Source organism: Enterobacter sp. HK169 (assembly GCF_001719105.1).
In the GTDB taxonomy this organism is placed as follows: Bacteria; Pseudomonadota; Gammaproteobacteria; order Enterobacterales; family Enterobacteriaceae; genus Enterobacter; species Enterobacter asburiae_B.
In genome coordinates, this window is the sequence record NZ_CP017087.1 from 3,287,919 (window position 1) to 3,304,384 (window position 16,466).

Genomic DNA, 16,466 nt, shown 5'->3' on the forward strand with positions numbered 1-16,466 from the left:
GAACTAAAGCGCCACATAAGGGCGCTTTAGTTTTTCCCGGTCTTTGTCTTTCACTCTATCCCGCTGGTTCACGGGAGGGTTTCCCCCGACATCAGCACCCCTCAGTGTCGAGCTGGTTGGGGAGGTTCCGGATTGTGCTGACACTTTAATTCTATGCAAGACCCGTTTTTTCGCCAGCCTCACCGACCGTTTTTTAGACGAATTTTTTTCGCGGTGTTGTTCAATTTTCTATAGTTAAAAAGTATGAATAACAGGAGAAAACCATGCTCACGGTACACCACCTTAACCAGTCGCGCTCGCACCGCGCGATCTGGGCGCTGGAAGAACTCGGCCTGCCTTATGAGATCGTCCACTACCAGCGCGAAAAGAATATGCTGGCGCCGGAGGCTCTTAAAAAGGTGCATCCGTTGGGCAAATCGCCGGTTATCGAAGATAACGGACTGATCCTTGCGGAGTCGGGCGCCATCCTGGAGTACCTGCAGGAAACGTACGATCCCGAGTCACGCCTTAAGCCTTTAGATCCGGCGCATAAGGTGCAATACCGCTTCTGGCTGCATTACGCCGAAGGATCGCTGATGCCGCTGCTGTTAATGAAGCTGGTCTTCAACAGCCTCGGCAAGCCGCCGGTGCCTTTTGGTATCAGAACCCTGGGCAAAGCGCTGGGGCAGGGGGTGCAGAAAGCGTATCTCAACCGTCAGCTGGAGACCCATGCGCGCTTTATTGAGTCACATCTTGCCGAAAACAGCTGGTTTGCCGGGGATTCGCTCAGCATGGCCGATATCCAGATGAGCTTCCCGATCTTTGCCCTGCTGGCGCGAGGCGGTATCGCTAATCTGCCGCATATTCTGGCGTGGAAGACAAAAGTTGAGAACACCCCAGGCTGGCAAAGAACCCTGGAACAGGGGGGCCCATTATCTATCCCGGGCGAGGACTGAAATGTAAACAAATTGCGCATAGACGATAACGTTTGCGCATCCTCTGTTTATTTCTTCAGCGTCATAAGGGAATTTTAGCGAAAAACGATAAAGTTCAGTTGAAAAGGGCGGGGATTACGCTAGATAATCGTTTGCCTTAATTTGACCACCCGTTTGTAAGCGCGGAGCTAAACGTTTGCTTTTTTTGTGACGCCCTTTCGTCACAAACGCAACACAAGGATTTGACGTTCAGCTGGCAGTGGCGTCTCCACCTCGCTTACGGACTTCCTAAAAAACTCTCAGGGGATGTTTTCTATGTCTACGCCATCTGCGCGTACTGGCGGTTCACTTGACGCCATGTTTAAAATTTCGGCCCGCGGCAGCACCGTGCGCCAGGAAATTGTTGCCGGTTTGACAACGTTTCTGGCGATGGTTTATTCCGTCATCGTTGTGCCGGGCATGCTGGGCAAAGCAGGCTTCCCGCCAGCGGCTGTCTTTGTGGCGACCTGTCTTGTGGCCGGCGTGGGCTCCATCGTGATGGGTCTGTGGGCGAACCTGCCGCTGGCGATTGGTTGCGCCATTTCTTTGACCGCGTTTACCGCGTTTAGCCTGGTGCTGGGTCAGCACATCAGCGTACCGGTTGCGCTGGGTGCCGTGTTCCTGATGGGTGTGCTGTTTACCGTGATTTCAGCGACCGGCATCCGTAGCTGGATTTTGCGCAACCTGCCGCAGGGCGTGGCGCACGGTACCGGCATCGGTATCGGCCTGTTCCTGTTGCTGATCGCCGCCAACGGCGTCGGTCTGGTCATTAAGAACCCGCTGGACGGTCTGCCTGTAGCGCTGGGCCACTTCGCCAGCTTCCCGGTGATCATGTCGCTGATCGGTCTGGCGGTGATTATCGGTCTGGAAAAACTGAAGGTGCCTGGCGGCATTCTGCTGACCATTATCGGCGTTTCTATTGTCGGCCTGATTTTCGATCCAACCGTACACTTCTCCGGTATCTTCGCCATGCCGTCGCTGAGCGATGACAAAGGCAACTCCCTGATTGGCAGCCTGGATATCGTTGGCGCGCTGAACCCGGTGATCCTGCCAAGCGTGCTGGCGCTGGTCATGACCGCCGTGTTTGACGCGACCGGTACCATTCGTGCGGTGGCCGGTCAGGCGAACCTGCTGGATAAAGACGGTCAGATTATTGACGGCGGCAAAGCGCTGACCACTGACTCCCTGAGCAGCGTCTTCTCTGGCCTGGTGGGCGCGGCGCCTGCGGCGGTCTACATCGAGTCCGCAGCGGGTACGGCGGCAGGCGGTAAAACCGGCCTGACGGCGATCACCGTCGGCGTGCTGTTCATGCTGATCCTGTTCCTCTCTCCGCTCTCCTATCTGGTTCCGGCGTATGCGACCGCGCCAGCGCTGATGTACGTTGGCCTGCTGATGCTGAGCAACGTGGCGAAAATCGACTTTGCGGATTTCGTTGACGCGATGTCTGGCCTGATTACCGCGGTCTTCATCGTCCTGACCTGTAACATCGTGACCGGCATTATGATCGGCTTCGCGTCGCTGGTGATTGGTCGTCTGGTCTCCGGTGAATGGCGCAAGCTGAACGTCGGCACCGTGATTATCGCCGTTGCGCTGGTAGCGTTCTACGCGGGCGGCTGGGCAATCTAAGTTGTCCATTGATGCGAAAACGGGTGGCTCAGGCCGCCCGTTTTTATTTTCAGGACTCATCCTGTTGCCTTTTGCGTTACTCTGGAGAAGATAGAATAAAAGGCACGACGCCTTCCGGAGTACATAAGCAACACAGCAAACAGGGAACGCATGGAAATCTTCTTCACAATACTCATCATGACCCTTGTGGTCTCGCTATCCGGGGTGGTTACACGCGTACTGCCCTTTCAGGTCCCCCTGCCATTAATGCAAATTGCCATCGGCGCGCTGCTGGCGTGGCCGACGTTTGGCCTACACGTGGAATTTGACCCCGAACTGTTCCTCGTGCTGTTTATTCCGCCGCTGCTGTTTGCCGATGGCTGGAAAACGCCCACCCGCGAATTCCTTGAGCACGGGCGCGAGATCTTCGGCCTGGCGCTGGCGCTGGTGGTGGTCACCGTCGTCGGGATTGGTTTTCTGATCTACTGGGCGGTACCGGGTATTCCATTAATACCGGCTTTTGCGCTGGCCGCCGTGCTGTCGCCAACCGATGCCGTGGCGTTGTCCGGCATTGTGGGTGAAGGCCGTATTCCGAAGAAAATCATGGGGATTTTACAGGGTGAGGCGCTGATGAACGACGCCTCCGGCCTGGTCGCCCTGAAGTTTGCCGTGGCCGTTGCGATGGGCACGATGGTCTTTACCATCGGCGGCGCAACCCTGGAATTCTTCAAGGTGGCGATTGGCGGTATTCTGGCGGGCTTCGTGGTGAGCTGGCTGTACGGCCGCTCATTGCGCTTCCTCAGCCGCTGGGGCGGCGATGAACCCGCAACGCAGATCGTACTGCTGTTCCTGCTGCCGTTTGCCTCTTATCTGATTGCCGAACATATCGGCGTGTCGGGCATTCTGGCTGCGGTTGCGGCAGGGATGACCATCACCCGTTCCGGCGTAATGCGTCGCGCGCCGCTGGCCATGCGCCTGCGTGCCAACAGCACCTGGGCCATGCTGGAATTTGTCTTTAACGGCATGGTGTTCCTGCTGTTGGGCCTGCAGCTGCCGGGCATTATGGAATCCTCGCTGGTGGCGGCGGAAGCCGATCCGAACGTTGAGGTCTGGATGCTGTTTACCGACATCGTGCTGATCTACATGGCGCTGATGCTGGTGCGTTTCGGCTGGCTGTGGACGATGAAAAACTTCAGCGTACGTTTCCTGAAGAAAAAGCCGATGGAGTTCGGCTCGTGGACAACGCGTGAGCTGCTGATCGCCTCTTTTGCGGGCGTACGCGGGGCGATCACCCTTGCCGGTGTGCTCTCCATTCCGCTGCTGCTGCCCACGGGCGACGTCTTCCCGGCGCGCTACGAGCTGGTCTTCCTGGCGGCGGGCGTGATTCTGTTCTCCCTGTTTGTCGGCGTGATTATGCTGCCGATTTTACTCCAGCATATTGATGCCGGTGATTCGACCCAGCAGCATAAAGAGGAGCGTATTGCCCGGGCGGCTACCGCCGAAGTGGCAATTGTCGCGATTCAGAAAATGGAAGAGCGTCTGGCCGCGGATGCGGAAGAGAACATCGACAATCAGCTGCTGACGGAAGTCAGTTCCCGCGTGATTGGTAACCTGCGCCGCCGCGCGGACGGGCGTAACGACGTGGAAAGCTCGCTGCAGGAGGAAAACCTGGAGCGTCGGTTCCGCCTGGCGGCGCTGCGCTCAGAGCGCGCCGAGCTGTACCATCTGCGCGCCACGCGCCAGATCAGCAACGAAACGCTGCAAAAGCTGCTGCACGATCTGGACCTGCTGGAAGCGCTGTTGATAGAGAATCAGTAGCGCGCTTTTGCCCGGTGGCGCTGCGCTTACCGGGCCTGCGTGCTCGATCGGTTCCCTCTCCTTGTGGGCTGAGGGTTTCCCACAAAATAATGCCTGCACGGACGACCCCCTCTCCCTTGAGGGAGAGGGCTGGGGTGAGGGGGAACATACGGCTGTGGAGGTCATTCCGTTCACTTTATGTTCCTTGCTACTCTGTAACGACATGACCGGTGAACGTGCCAGGGTGGCTCAATCGCCACCACCCTGGCGACCCGGGCTCCCGGCGGTAAATCGCCGCTTCGCGGTGCCCTCAGCTTATTCCTTCAGGCTATCGGGTCGGGCATGAGCCTGCATCCCTGCAGGCCACGCCCTCTCGGCGCATCCCTGCGCCTCGCCCCGGCCTTACGGAAACGCTTCGGCGATTTACAGCCGGACCAGGGCGTCGCTGTAAGCCATTAATTTTGCAGAAGAAGTGTTCATCGCTTCAGGCAAAAAATTACTGGGGATTCCTCAGCCCTGTGGGAGAGGGTTAGGGTGAGGGCACCCAAAACCCCTCACAACACTGCAGCCACGCCTGCGCGCTCTGCGATAAATACACCCCTTCGCGCCAGATCATCCCCAGCTGCCAGTGCAGGTCGCTCTCCAGCGGGATCCAGCGCAGCGTGTTTTTATCCAGACGCTCGCAGATAGGCTGCGGCAGGATGGCAATCCCCACGCCGGCCTGCACCATCGCCGCCAGGAAATCCCACTGTCCGCTGCGCACCGCTATGCGCGGCTTGACGTTATGCTGGTTAAACAGCGTCATTAGCTGGCGGCTGAGGGCGAAGTCTTCGTTGTAGATCAGCAGAGGGTGCTCGCCGAGCAGTTCAGGTCTCACCGAGTCCAACTTCAGCCAGTCGCCGGAGCGGGGAACCAGCACGCACAGCGGGTGGCTAAAGAGCGGAAGCGTCGCCAGACCGCTCTCTTCCTCAACGGGGAGGGCGGTCATTGCCACGTCGAGCTCGCCGTTGGTGACGGCCTGCTGGACGGTTAACCCACCAAACTCCGAAATCTTCAGCTCAACGCCGGGATAACGCTGGCGAAACAGGCTAATCGGCCCGGCCATCATCATCCCCACCATGGGCGGAATGCCGAGGCGAAGCACACCTTTCTTCAGATGATTGATATCGCCCAGCTCTGCTTCCAGCTGGCGAAACTCCGCCAGAATCGCCAGCCCGCGTTCGAATACCACGCGTCCGGTGTCGGTCAGCAACAGCTTGCGCCCGTCGCGGATCAGCAGGGTACAGTTCAGTTCATCTTCGAGGTTTTTCAGCATCTTGCTGATGGTGGGCTGGGTAACAAACAACTTCTCCGCTGCGCGGGTAAAACTTTGCTGACGAACCACTTCGACAAAATAGCGCAGCGTTCTTATGTCCATGATTATTCCTCGAAACTATACCTTTGATGATTTTAATTCATTTCAGTCCATACCGTGCGCTCTCTATACTGGCGCCTCGTCTCATTTTTGAGGAAAACCCCCATGGCCGTGGCGTTAAGCCGTGTTACGCCTGCCGTTGTGCAACGACTCCAGGTCCCGGTGCAGGTACTGCTCTACGCGGGACTGTTTGTTTTCGCGGAATATCTTGTCGGCTGGCTGCATCTGCCGCTGCCCGCCAATCTTGTCGGGATGCTGCTGATGCTGACGCTTATTCTGTGCCGCGTGATCCCCCTTAACTGGGTGCGCGCCGGGGCGCGCTGGCTGCTGGCGGAGATGCTGCTGTTCTTTGTTCCGGCGGTGGTGGCGGTGGTGAACTATGCGCAGCTGCTGATGGTGGACGGCTGGCGAATCTTTGCGGTTATCGCGCTGAGTACGCTGATGGTGCTGGGCGCAACCGCCTGGGTGGTGGATAAAGTGTATCGCTTTGAAATCAGCAGGCACAAACATGACTAATTTTCAGATCAGCGTCCTGTGCCTGATTGCGACGCTGGCGATCTACTTTGCCAACAAGCGGCTGTATCGCCGCTTTCACGCCCTGCCGCTGATGCCGCTGGTCTTCACGCCGATCCTGCTGGTGCTGATGCTGGTCTTCGGCCACATCTCCTGGCAAAACTACATTGGCGAATCCCACTGGCTGCTGTGGCTGCTCGGCCCGGCGACCATCGCTTTTGCCGTCCCCGTTTACGACAACCTGGCGATTATCAAACGCCACTGGATGTCGCTCAGCGCGGGCGTGATCACCGCCACGGTGGTCGCGGTGTGCAGCTCCGTCTGGCTGGCGCGGCTGTTTACGCTGCCCGATGAAATTCAGCGCAGCCTGGCGGTGCGTTCGGTAACCACGCCGTTTGCGCTGGCGGCCGCTAAACCGCTCGGCGGGCAGCCGGATCTGGTGGCGCTGTTTGTTGTCGTGACGGGTGTGTTCGGTATGGCGGTCGGCGATATGTTGTTCCTGCGCTTGTCGATCCGGGAAGGGATGGCGAAAGGCGCGGGGTTTGGCGCGGCGTCGCACGGGGCGGGCACGGCACGTTCGTATGAGCTGGGGCAGCAGGAGGGCGTTGTCGCAAGCCTGGTAATGATGCTCTCAGGCGTAGTGATGGTGCTGATTGCGCCGCTGGTGGCGTGGGTGATGTTTTAAGCTCCCCGGCCAGAATGACCGGGGAGAAAGGCTTAGTGCGCGCGGCCCTGCTCAACGCCCAGGCCGGTTTGAGAACGGATAAACTGGGCGCGGAATTTCTCACGCTCCAGGTTACCCTCCGGCGAATTGTCGGTGGCCGAGAAGAACCAGATGCCGATAAACGCCACGGCGATCGAGAACAGCGCCGGGTATTCATACGGGAAGATAGCGCTTGCGTGACCGAGGATCTGCACCCAGATGGTCGGGCCCAGAATCATCAGGATCACCGCCGTCAGCAGCCCCAGCCAGCCGCCAATCATCGCGCCGCGCGTGGTCAGCTTCGACCAGTACATGGAGAGCAGGATGATCGGGAAGTTACAGCTTGCCGCAATCGAGAAGGCCAGCCCCACCATAAAGGCGATGTTCTGCTTCTCGAACAGAATGCCTAACAGAATCGCCACGACGCCCAGCACCAGCACGGTGATTTTCGAGACCTTCAGCTCGTCGCGCTCGCTCGCGCCTTTGCGGATAACGTTGGCGTAGAGGTCATGCGACACCGCAGACGCGCCGGCGAGCGTCAGCCCTGCAACCACCGCAAGAATGGTGGCGAAGGCCACGGCGGAGATAAAGCCGAGGAACAGGTTACCGCCCACCGCGTCCGCCAGATGCACCGCCGCCATGTTGTTACCGCCAATCAGCGCGCCCGCCGCGTCTTTAAACGCCGGGTTCGCCCCCACCAGCATGATCGCGCCAAAGCCGATGATAAAGGTCAGGATATAGAAGTAACCCATGAAACCGGTGGCGTAGAAGACGCTCTTGCGCGCTTCACGCGCATCGCTCACGGTGAAGAAGCGCATCAGGATATGCGGCAGGCCCGCGGTACCGAACATCAGGCCGAGACCGAGCGAGAGCGCGGATATCGGGTCTTTCACCAGCCCGCCCGGGCTCATGATCGCTTCCCCTTTCGGGTGGACCGCCATCGCTTCGGTGAACAGGTTATTGAAGCTGAACCCGACGTGCTTCATCACCATAAAGGCCATAAAGCTGGCGCCGAACAGCAGCAGGACGGCTTTGATGATCTGCACCCAGGTGGTTGCCAGCATGCCGCCGAACAGCACGTACATCACCATCAGCACGCCAACCAGCACCACCGCGACGTGGTAGTTCAGGCCGAACAGCAGTTCGATCAATTTACCCGCGCCGACCATCTGCGCAATCAGGTACAGCGCCACCACCACCAGCGAACCGCAGGCGGAGAGGGTGCGAATCGGCCCCTGCTTCAGGCGATAGGAGGCCACGTCAGCGAAGGTATAGCGGCCCAGGTTACGCAGGCGTTCGGCAATCAGGAACAGGATGATCGGCCAGCCGACGAGGAAGCCGAGGGAATAAATCAGGCCGTCATAGCCGGAGGTGTACACCAGCGCGGAGATCCCGAGGAAAGAGGCGGCGGACATAAAGTCACCCGCAATCGCCAGCCCGTTCTGGAAGCCGGTAATGTTGCCGCCAGCGGTGTAGTAATCGTTACGGGAGCGCACGCGTTTCGACGCCCAGTAGGTGATGTACAGCGTCAGCAGGACGAAAATCAGGAACATCACAATGGCCTGCCAGTTGGTTGGCTGGCGCTGGACCTCGCCGGTAATGGCATCCGCCGCGTGGGCGGCAAAGGGAAGCGTGGCGGCGAGCGCCGTCAGAACTCTCTTCATGATGCTTTTACCTCTTGCAGTACCGCTTTATTAAGTCGATCGAATTCACCGTTCGCGCGCCAGACGTAGACGCCGGTCAGCAGGAATGAAATCACAATCACGCCAATGCCAATCGGAATACCGCGCGTCACGCTGGTTCCCTCGTGCAGCGGGGTGCCCAGCCAGTGCGGGGCAAAGGCGATCAGCAGAATAAAGCCGACGTAGATAACCAGCATGATGATGGAAAGGATGAAGGCAAACCGTTGCCGCTTATCGACGAGCTCCCTGTAGTGCGCACTATTCTCTATCTGCTGACAAATATCGTTATTCATCACAGAGTCTCCAAAGGTAAGGTAGGTTTGTTTTTAGTCCCCTCCCCCTTTTGGGGAGAGGGTTAGGGTGAGGGGAGGAAGGTGCGGTCTGATGCCCTCACCCCAGCCCTCTCCCACAGGGAGAGGGAGAAAACACTAGGAAGGCATCGCGATGGCCTGCTTCTCTTCGAGCAGTTTTTCCACCACGCCAGGATCCGCGAGCGTTGAGGTATCACCGAGGTTGCTGGTGTCTCCAGCCGCGATTTTGCGCAAGATACGACGCATAATTTTGCCGGAACGGGTTTTCGGCAGAGAGTCGGTCCAGTGCAGCACGTCCGGCGTCGCCAGCGGGCCAATCTCTTTACGCACCCAGTTTCGCACCTCAGCGTAGAGCTCAGGCGACGGCTCTTCGCCGTGGTTCAGGGTGACATAGGCGTAAATCGCCTGGCCTTTGATGTTGTGCGGAATGCCCACAACCGCCGCTTCGGCAATCTTCGGATGCGACACCAGCGCCGATTCAATCTCAGCGGTGCCCAGACGGTGGCCGGAGACGTTCAGCACGTCGTCCACGCGCCCGGTTATCCAGTAATAGCCGTCTTCGTCACGACGCGCGCCGTCGCCGCTGAAGTACATGTTTTTAAAGGTCGAGAAGTAGGTCTGCTCGAAGCGATCGTGATCGCCGAACAGGGTACGCGCCTGACCCGGCCAGGAGTCTGTGATCACCAGGTTGCCTTCGGTGGCGCCTTCCAGCGGGTTGCCTTCGTTATCCACCAGCGCAGGCTGCACGCCGAAGAACGGACGGGTTGCGGAACCGGCCTTCAGCTGCGTGGCGCCCGGCATCGGAGTGATCATGAAGCCGCCGGTTTCGGTCTGCCACCAGGTGTCCATCACCGGGCATTTCTCGTTGCCGATTTTCTTCCAGTACCACTCCCAGGCTTCCGGGTTGATTGGCTCACCCACGGAACCGAGGATGCGCAATGAAGAGCGGTCAGTGCCTTCGATGGCTTTATCGCCTTCCGCCATCAGTGCGCGGATCGCCGTTGGCGCGGTGTAGAGAATGTTGACCTGGTGTTTGTCGACCACCTGACACATACGCGCCGGGGTCGGCCAGTTTGGTACGCCCTCAAACATCAGCGTTGTTGCGCCACAGGCCAGCGGTCCGTACAGCAGGTAGCTGTGTCCGGTAACCCAGCCCACGTCGGCGGTACACCAGTAGATGTCGCCCGGATGGTAGTCGAAGACGTATTTGAAGGTGGTGGCCGCATAGACCAGATAGCCGCCGGTGGTGTGCAGGACGCCTTTCGGCTTACCGGTGGAGCCGGAGGTATAAAGAATGAACAGCGGATCTTCTGCGTTCATCTCTTCCGGCTGTTGCTGGTCGCTCGCGTTCTCAATCAGGTCGCTCCACCACAGGTCGCGCCCCTCGGTCCAGTCGATTTTGCCGCCGGTACGCTTAAGGACGATGACGTTACTGACCGTTTTGACGTTCGGGTTTTTCAGCGCTTCGTCGACGTTTTTCTTCAGTGGGATACCGCGTCCGGCGCGCACGCCTTCATCGGCGGTGATCACCAGTTTTGAACTGGAATCGACAATGCGGCCCGCTACCGCCTCTGGCGAGAACCCGCCGAAAATGACCGAGTGGATCGCGCCGATACGCGCGCAGGCCAGCATGGCCACCGCAGCTTCCGGCACCATCGGCATATAAATAGCGACTACATCGCCTTTTTTAATGCCCTTTTCCAGCAGGACGTTGGCGAAGCGGCACACGTCGCGGTGCAGCTCTTTGTACGTAATATGTTTGCTTTGCGAAGCGTCATCACCTTCCCAGATGATGGCCGTCTCATTCCCGCGCTCGGCGAGGTGACGATCGAGGCAGTTCGCCGCCAGGTTCAGGGTGCCATCTTCATACCATTTAATGGAGACATTGCCGGGCGCAAAGGAGGTGTTCTTCACCTTCTGATAAGGTTTGATCCAGTCAAGGATATGGCCCTGCTCACCCCAGAAGGTGTCCGGGGCGGTGATAGATTGCTGATAATTCTCGTGGTACTGCTCCGGGGTGATCAGGCAACGGTCCGCAATATTTGCGGGAATGTCGTGTTTATGTATTTGGCTCATGGCTTTTTTTCTCCTTGTAAGATGTTAATAATATGTCGCAAAAACGTTAATTGTAGGGGCTTTACAAGCTTTGTTTATTATTTGGGCTACAGATCACGCATTGTTTGAAGAGTATGAAAATTGAGCGAATGAAACTTTGAAGGAAAATAATTGATGCTGACGATTATTCACATTTATGTTTAAAAAAGCGTTTTTATAACAAAAGGTTATTTATCAGAATTAGAACAAACTCCCGTCATCGTCGCTTTTGTGAGTGAAACGCGTCGTTCTTTAAGGCTTGCGCAACAGGTCGCGCAAATGATACTCATACGCCGCGTTAAAAAATCCCATAAACCAACGCAACACAATTCATACCCTTTCAGTATGTCTCCCTGTTCATGCAGTTTGAGTGAACAAGGCGCTTCATTGAGGAAGTCAGTTTCTATGAAAAACGTTAAAGTCAGCCTTGCCTGGCAGATCTTAATCGCCCTTGTGCTGGGCATCTTGCTGGGCAGTTACCTCCACTATCATAGCGACAGCCGCGAATGGCTGATTGCGAACTTGCTTTCACCGGCAGGGGATATCTTTATTCATCTGATCAAGATGATTGTGGTGCCGATTGTGATCTCGACGCTGGTGGTCGGTATTGCGGGCGTCGGCGATGCGAAACAGTTAGGCCGTATTGGTGCGAAAACCATTATCTATTTCGAAGTGATCACTACGGTTGCGATTATCCTCGGTATCACGCTGGCGAACGTGTTCCAGCCGGGGTCCGGGATCGATATGTCGCAGCTGGCAACGGTGGATATTTCGAAATACCAAAGTACGACCGCTGACGTGCAGAGCCATGCGCATGGCCTGATGGGCACTATCCTGTCGCTGGTGCCGACCAACATCGTGGCGTCGATGGCGAAGGGCGAGATGCTGCCTATCATCTTCTTCTCGGTGCTGTTTGGTCTGGGGCTCTCTTCCCTGCCGGCGACGCACCGTGAGCCGCTGGTGACCGTGTTCCGCTCTATCTCCGAAACCATGTTTAAAGTGACCCACATGGTGATGCGTTACGCGCCGGTAGGGGTGTTTGCGCTTATCGCCGTCACCGTGGCGAACTTCGGTTTTGCCTCCCTGTGGCCGCTGGCGAAGCTGGTGCTCCTGGTGCACTTCGCCATTTTGTTCTTCGCGCTGGTGGTGCTGGGGATCGTGGCGCGCCTGTGCGGGCTGAGCATCTGGATCCTGATTCGCATCCTGAAAGATGAGCTGATTCTGGCGTACTCCACGGCAAGTTCTGAGAGCGTGCTGCCGCGCATCATTGAGAAGATGGAAGCCTACGGCGCGCCTGCCTCTATTACCAGCTTCGTGGTACCGACCGGCTATTCCTTTAACCTGGACGGTTCGACGCTGTACCAGAGCATCGCCGCTATCTTTATTGCGCAGCTGTACGGCATTGACCTGTCGCTGTGGCAGGAGATCGTGCTGGTGCTGACGCTGATGGTGACGTCCAAAGGTATTGCAGGCGTTCCGGGCGTCTCCTTCGTGGTGCTGCTGGCGACGCTTGGCAGCGTCGGTATTCCGCTGGAAGGTCTGGCGTTTATCGCCGGTGTCGACCGTATCCTCGACATGGCGCGTACCGCGCTGAACGTGGTGGGGAATGCCCTGGCGGTGCTGGTTATCGCCAAGTGGGAACACAAATTCGATCGTAAAAAAGCGCTGGCGTATGAACGCGAGGTGCTGGGTCGTTTTGATAAGACGGCTGACCAGTAATGTTAAAAGCCGGGTGGCGGCTTCGCCTTACCCGGCCTACACAAGCCGTAGGCCCGATAAGCGCAGCGCCACCGGGCAATGCTTTACTCTCCGCTCAGCGCATCAAACTCTTCGCATCCCGTATCAAACCCTTCAGTGCAGCTCAGGTTCAACCAGTACAGCGCTTTCTGTTTATTGGGCGTGATAAAGCCTTTCTCACCCTGCCTGAACAACATCCCTGCCCAGTACTCGGCGTAGCCCGTGCGTGAAAGTGCCGAGCTCCGCTTGAACCACGAGGCGGCCTGTACGTCGTCCTGGACCACTTCAACGCCGTTGGCATAAATCAGCCCCAGCAGCATTTGCGCATCTACCGCAGAGTCGTTATCGATATCTTCGGCCGCCGTTTGCAGCAGTTTGATGGCCTGAGGATAGTCAGTTTTACCTGCCTGAGTGTTGACCAGCACGCGCGCCAGCATGATCGCGCCGCGTTTGCTGCCCGCGATGGTTGCCTGCTGCGCCAGTGCCTTAGCTTGCGCATAATTTCCCTGGGTAAAGAGGATTTGAGAGAGCAGCCCCATGGCGTCGACATCGCCACCTTTAGCGGCTTTCTCGGCCCACAGCGCGGCCTGCTTGCTGTCACCGGAGCTAAAGTATGTATCGGCCAAATAATACTGGGCACGGGCGTCACCCGCTTCAGCCTGTTCTTTGTACTGACTGCCAATCTCGTCGGCACGGACAAGCGATGTAAAAAGTAACAACAACAGAAAAATATGTTTCATGGGTTCTTATCATCGGGGTACACGCCGCGCAGTATAATCGCGGCGACAGAAGAAAAAAATGGGTGCATTAAGACCTCAGCATCCTGCAAGCCGGGCGGAACAGTGGTTCCGCCCGTAGAGGTTAGCCTGCGTTACAGGCTAATTTTGCCGCCACCTCCTGATGTTCACCCTTTATTGAAAACTCGCATAACTTACCTCGAGTAATAAAGGTAAAGATCACTATCGTCAGGCAAATAATAAAGACGATGCCTAACGCAGTTTTTAATGGCGTCATGCCTTTTACTCCTTGTCAAAAAAAGAATAAGAGGCTACTCTCAACTTGTCGGAGTTGAGGGAGAGTAGCCTCGGGTAAATGAAAATTTCCCGGGGCTTTCTACTTTCTGTCCCTCAACAATGCTCAAGACAGAAAGTCTTAAGCACCCGCCGCACATCTTATCCCTCTGAATTAAAATGCAAAGATGTAATTCTTTTTCGCGAAAATTACATTATTTCTGCGAGCCGCTTTCCAGAATAATAATTCATATATTTGATGAGTTAATCGGAAATAAAAAGGGAGTGAATATCTCACTCCCTTTATTCACTGATTAATTAACGGCTTCAGCCCATTGCGCTTTCGCGCAGTCGGGCTTTCAGCTTGTTATATTCGTCGATGACATACTGTTCCGCAGCGTGCTGATCCGCAATCGGCTCCACGCGTACGGCGCAGTATTTATACTCCGGCGTTTTGGTTATCGGACTTAAGTTCTCCGTCACCAGCTCGTTACAGGCGCCAATCCACCACTGGTAGGTCATATAGACCGCCCCTTTGTTCGGACGATCGCTGACCTGCGCACGGGTAATGATCCGGCCTTTGCGCGAGTTCACCCACACCAGCGCTTCATCCTCAATGCCGAGGCGCTCTGCGTCGGCAGTGTTGATTTGCGCGTAGCCCGGTTCGTCCGCCAGCGCCGCCAGCGCGGCGCAGTTGCCGGTCATCGAACGACAGGAATAGTGGCCCACTTCACGCACGGTGGAGAGCACCATCGGATACTCGTCGGTGAGCTTATCGATTGGCGCGACCCAGTCGCAGGTGAAGAACTGCGCCAGCCCGTTCGGGGTGTCGAACTTCTCTTTAAAGAGGTATGACGTCCCCTGATCGGCTTCGGACTCATCGCGACACGGCCACTGGATGTATCCCAGCTCACCCATTTTTTCGTAGGTTGCCCCGTAGAAGTCCGGGCACAGATTGCGCAGCTCGTCCCAGATCTCCTGAGTGTTGTTGTAGTGCATCGGGTAGCCCATGCGGGTGGCGATTTCGCTGATGATCTGCCAGTCCGTTTTCAGGTCCCACTTCGGCTCGACCGCCTTAAAGAAGCGCTGGAAGCCGCGGTCCGCCGCCGTGTAGACGCCTTCATGCTCGCCCCAGGAGGTTGACGGTAGAATCACATCCGCCGCCGCCGCGGTTTTGGTCATGAAGATATCCTGGACAATCACCAGCTCCAGATCCTCAAACCCTTTGCGCACAGCAGACAGCTCGGCGTCGGTCTGGAGCGGATCTTCACCCATGATGTAGGCCGCACGCACTTCGCCGTGCGCCGCGCGGTGCGGCAGCTCGCTGATGCGATACCCGGTGTGTTCCGGCAGGCTTTCCACGCCCCAGGCCTTCGCGAACTTAGCGCGGTTTTCCGGGAACTTCACGTACTGGTAGCCCGGGTAGGTGTCCGGCAGCGCGCCCATATCGCAGGCGCCCTGGACGTTATTCTGACCACGTACCGGGTTGACGCCGACGTGCGCTTTACCCAGATTGCCGGTCAGCATCGCGAGGCTCGTCAGAGAACGCACGGTTTCCACGCCCTGATAGAACTGGGTCACGCCCATTCCCCACAGGATGGCGGCGGTTTTCGCCCCGGCATACATCCGTGCCGCCTGGCGGATCTCCTGCGCGCTGACGCCGGTGATTGTTTCCACCGACTCTGGCGTATAGCCTTCGACAATTTTCCGATACTCTTCAAAACCTTCCGTACGGGTCGCGACAAACGCCTGGTCGTACAGGTTCTCCTCAATAATGACGTGCCCCATTGCGTTCAACAGCGCGATGTTCGAGCCGTTTTTCAACGCGATGTGCATATCCGCAATGCGCGCGGTTTCAATTTTGCGCGGATCGCAGACGATGATTTTCGCCCCGTTCTGCTTAGCGCGAATAACGTGGTTCGCGACGATAGGGTGAGAATCCGCCGGGTTATAACCAAAGATGAAGACGAGATCGGTGTTATCTATCTCGTTGATGGCATTACTCATTGCGCCGTTACCGACCGACTGGTGCAGACCTGCAACCGATGGGCCGTGTCAAACGCGAGCGCAGCAGTCGACGTTATTGGTTCCAATAACGGCGCGCGCGAATTTTTGCATCACATAGTTGGTTTCATTCCCGGTCCCGCGTGAAGAGCCGGTGGTCTGAATCGCATCCGGGCCATACTTGGCCTTGATGGCGCTCAGACGCGTGGCGACGTAATCCAGCGCCTCGCTCCAGGAGACGGCTTCCAGCTTGCCGCCGCGCTCGCGGCGGATCATAGGGATTTTCAGGCGCGGGGTGAGGATTTGGGTATCGTTAATAAAATCCCAGCCGTAGTAACCTTTCAGGCATAGCGTGCCCTGGTTGGTTTTCCCCTGTGCGGCCTCCGCCCGGACGATTTTGCCGTTATCGACCACCAGGTGGATCTTGCAACCTGAGGCACAATAAGGGCAAACCGTGACGACTTTTTTCATCAGTCTGCTCCAGTTAATCGAATCATTCGCACCCACTATGCAGCTTCTATGCCATGTTTTTTGTATGGGTATACCCTGACTTTACGGTCCCTTCGCGGTGAAAACCCTGACAAAAAGCAGCCAATCGTCAAAATTGACGTGTCGACAGGGCAGCGGATGTGACATGGGTTGA

The 16,466-nt window shown here is 57.1% G+C and carries 13 protein-coding genes; 6 read left to right on the top strand and 7 right to left on the bottom strand.

All coding sequences use genetic code 11. The annotated features are described in order from the left end of the window. Positions 1-263: 263 nt before the first annotated feature. From EnteroDNA1_RS15605 to EnteroDNA1_RS15615, 3 genes are all read left to right on the top strand, one after another. The gene (locus EnteroDNA1_RS15605; RefSeq protein ID WP_069303531.1) at positions 264-935 is read left to right on the top strand and encodes a glutathione S-transferase family protein; all 672 of its coding nucleotides are present in this window, start codon (positions 264-266) and stop codon (positions 933-935) included. Positions 936-1,229: 294 nt separating this feature from the next. After that, positions 1,230-2,579 (top strand): guanine/hypoxanthine transporter GhxP, encoded by a 1,350-nt coding sequence (ghxP, locus tag EnteroDNA1_RS15610; RefSeq protein ID WP_023310059.1) that lies wholly within the window; start codon positions 1,230-1,232, stop codon positions 2,577-2,579. Between the two features lie 150 nt (positions 2,580-2,729). Continuing rightward, the gene (locus tag EnteroDNA1_RS15615; RefSeq protein WP_033144417.1) at positions 2,730-4,376 is read left to right on the top strand and encodes a Na+/H+ antiporter; all 1,647 of its coding nucleotides are present in this window, start codon (positions 2,730-2,732) and stop codon (positions 4,374-4,376) included. Positions 4,377-4,884: 508 nt separating this feature from the next. Here EnteroDNA1_RS15615 and EnteroDNA1_RS15620 read toward each other — a convergent pair. Continuing rightward, positions 4,885-5,772 (bottom strand): LysR family transcriptional regulator, encoded by an 888-nt coding sequence (locus EnteroDNA1_RS15620; RefSeq protein WP_023310061.1) that lies wholly within the window; start codon positions 5,770-5,772, stop codon positions 4,885-4,887. Between the two features lie 102 nt (positions 5,773-5,874). Here EnteroDNA1_RS15620 and EnteroDNA1_RS15625 point away from each other — a divergent pair, with 102 nt between their 5' ends. Both EnteroDNA1_RS15625 and EnteroDNA1_RS15630 read left to right on the top strand, forming a co-directional pair. After that, positions 5,875-6,285: a CidA/LrgA family protein gene (locus EnteroDNA1_RS15625; protein ID WP_021242769.1), complete on the top strand. Its 411-nt coding sequence runs from the start codon at positions 5,875-5,877 to the stop codon at positions 6,283-6,285. Further along, complete coding sequence (locus tag EnteroDNA1_RS15630; RefSeq protein ID WP_023310063.1) at positions 6,278-6,967, top strand: LrgB family protein; 690 nt, start codon at positions 6,278-6,280, stop codon at positions 6,965-6,967. The genes EnteroDNA1_RS15625 and EnteroDNA1_RS15630 overlap by 8 nt, the downstream gene beginning before the upstream one ends. A gap of 32 nt (positions 6,968-6,999) precedes the next feature. Here EnteroDNA1_RS15630 and actP read toward each other — a convergent pair whose 3' ends face one another. The 3 genes from actP to acs all read right to left on the bottom strand — a co-directional run bounded on the left by actP (position 7,000) and on the right by acs (position 11,054). Beyond that, positions 7,000-8,649 carry a cation/acetate symporter ActP gene (actP, locus tag EnteroDNA1_RS15635; RefSeq protein ID WP_033144419.1) on the bottom strand — a complete coding sequence of 550 codons (1,650 nt, stop codon included), beginning with the start codon at positions 8,647-8,649 and terminating at the stop codon, positions 7,000-7,002. Continuing rightward, the gene (locus tag EnteroDNA1_RS15640; protein WP_023310065.1) at positions 8,646-8,960 is read right to left on the bottom strand and encodes a DUF485 domain-containing protein; all 315 of its coding nucleotides are present in this window, start codon (positions 8,958-8,960) and stop codon (positions 8,646-8,648) included. Before EnteroDNA1_RS15640 ends, actP begins: the two co-directional genes overlap by 4 nt. Positions 8,961-9,095: 135 nt before the next feature. After that, on the bottom strand, positions 9,096-11,054 hold the full coding sequence (acs, locus tag EnteroDNA1_RS15645; protein WP_069303532.1) for an acetate--CoA ligase: 1,959 nt from the start codon (positions 11,052-11,054) through the stop codon (positions 9,096-9,098). A gap of 423 nt (positions 11,055-11,477) precedes the next feature. Between acs and gltP the strand changes: the two genes are divergently transcribed. Beyond that, positions 11,478-12,791 (top strand): glutamate/aspartate:proton symporter GltP, encoded by a 1,314-nt coding sequence (gene gltP / locus EnteroDNA1_RS15650; RefSeq protein ID WP_023310067.1) that lies wholly within the window; start codon positions 11,478-11,480, stop codon positions 12,789-12,791. An 83-nt stretch (positions 12,792-12,874) separates the two neighbouring features. Here the strand turns inward: gltP and EnteroDNA1_RS15655 are convergent, their stop codons facing one another. The 3 genes from EnteroDNA1_RS15655 to fdhF form a co-directional block, all read right to left on the bottom strand. Beyond that, positions 12,875-13,549 carry a tetratricopeptide repeat protein gene (locus EnteroDNA1_RS15655; protein WP_069303533.1) on the bottom strand — a complete coding sequence of 225 codons (675 nt, stop codon included), beginning with the start codon at positions 13,547-13,549 and terminating at the stop codon, positions 12,875-12,877. A gap of 121 nt (positions 13,550-13,670) precedes the next feature. Next, positions 13,671-13,823 (bottom strand): Hok/Gef family protein, encoded by a 153-nt coding sequence (locus tag EnteroDNA1_RS15660; protein ID WP_032644722.1) that lies wholly within the window; start codon positions 13,821-13,823, stop codon positions 13,671-13,673. Positions 13,824-14,146: 323 nt separating this feature from the next. Beyond that, entirely contained in the window at positions 14,147-16,294 is a 2,148-nt protein-coding gene (fdhF, locus tag EnteroDNA1_RS15665; RefSeq protein WP_083239556.1) for a formate dehydrogenase subunit alpha, read from the bottom strand. Positions 16,295-16,466 lie beyond the last annotated feature (172 nt).

What these genes read in the sequence shown, in the direction of transcription:
- EnteroDNA1_RS15605 (WP_069303531.1), top strand. Translation starts at nt 264, where the DNA reads ATGCTCACGGTACACCACCTTAACCAGTCGCGCTCGCACCGCGCGATC.
- ghxP (WP_023310059.1), top strand. Translation starts at nt 1,230, where the DNA reads ATGTCTACGCCATCTGCGCGTACTGGCGGTTCACTTGACGCCATGTTT.
- EnteroDNA1_RS15615 (WP_033144417.1), top strand. Translation starts at nt 2,730, where the DNA reads ATGGAAATCTTCTTCACAATACTCATCATGACCCTTGTGGTCTCGCTA.
- EnteroDNA1_RS15620 (WP_023310061.1), bottom strand. Translation starts at nt 5,772, where the DNA reads ATGGACATAAGAACGCTGCGCTATTTTGTCGAAGTGGTTCGTCAGCAA.
- EnteroDNA1_RS15625 (WP_021242769.1), top strand. Translation starts at nt 5,875, where the DNA reads ATGGCCGTGGCGTTAAGCCGTGTTACGCCTGCCGTTGTGCAACGACTC.
- EnteroDNA1_RS15630 (WP_023310063.1), top strand. Translation starts at nt 6,278, where the DNA reads ATGACTAATTTTCAGATCAGCGTCCTGTGCCTGATTGCGACGCTGGCG.
- actP (WP_033144419.1), bottom strand. Translation starts at nt 8,649, where the DNA reads ATGAAGAGAGTTCTGACGGCGCTCGCCGCCACGCTTCCCTTTGCCGCC.
- EnteroDNA1_RS15640 (WP_023310065.1), bottom strand. Translation starts at nt 8,960, where the DNA reads ATGAATAACGATATTTGTCAGCAGATAGAGAATAGTGCGCACTACAGG.
- acs (WP_069303532.1), bottom strand. Translation starts at nt 11,054, where the DNA reads ATGAGCCAAATACATAAACACGACATTCCCGCAAATATTGCGGACCGT.
- gltP (WP_023310067.1), top strand. Translation starts at nt 11,478, where the DNA reads ATGAAAAACGTTAAAGTCAGCCTTGCCTGGCAGATCTTAATCGCCCTT.
- EnteroDNA1_RS15655 (WP_069303533.1), bottom strand. Translation starts at nt 13,549, where the DNA reads ATGAAACATATTTTTCTGTTGTTGTTACTTTTTACATCGCTTGTCCGT.
- EnteroDNA1_RS15660 (WP_032644722.1), bottom strand. Translation starts at nt 13,823, where the DNA reads ATGACGCCATTAAAAACTGCGTTAGGCATCGTCTTTATTATTTGCCTG.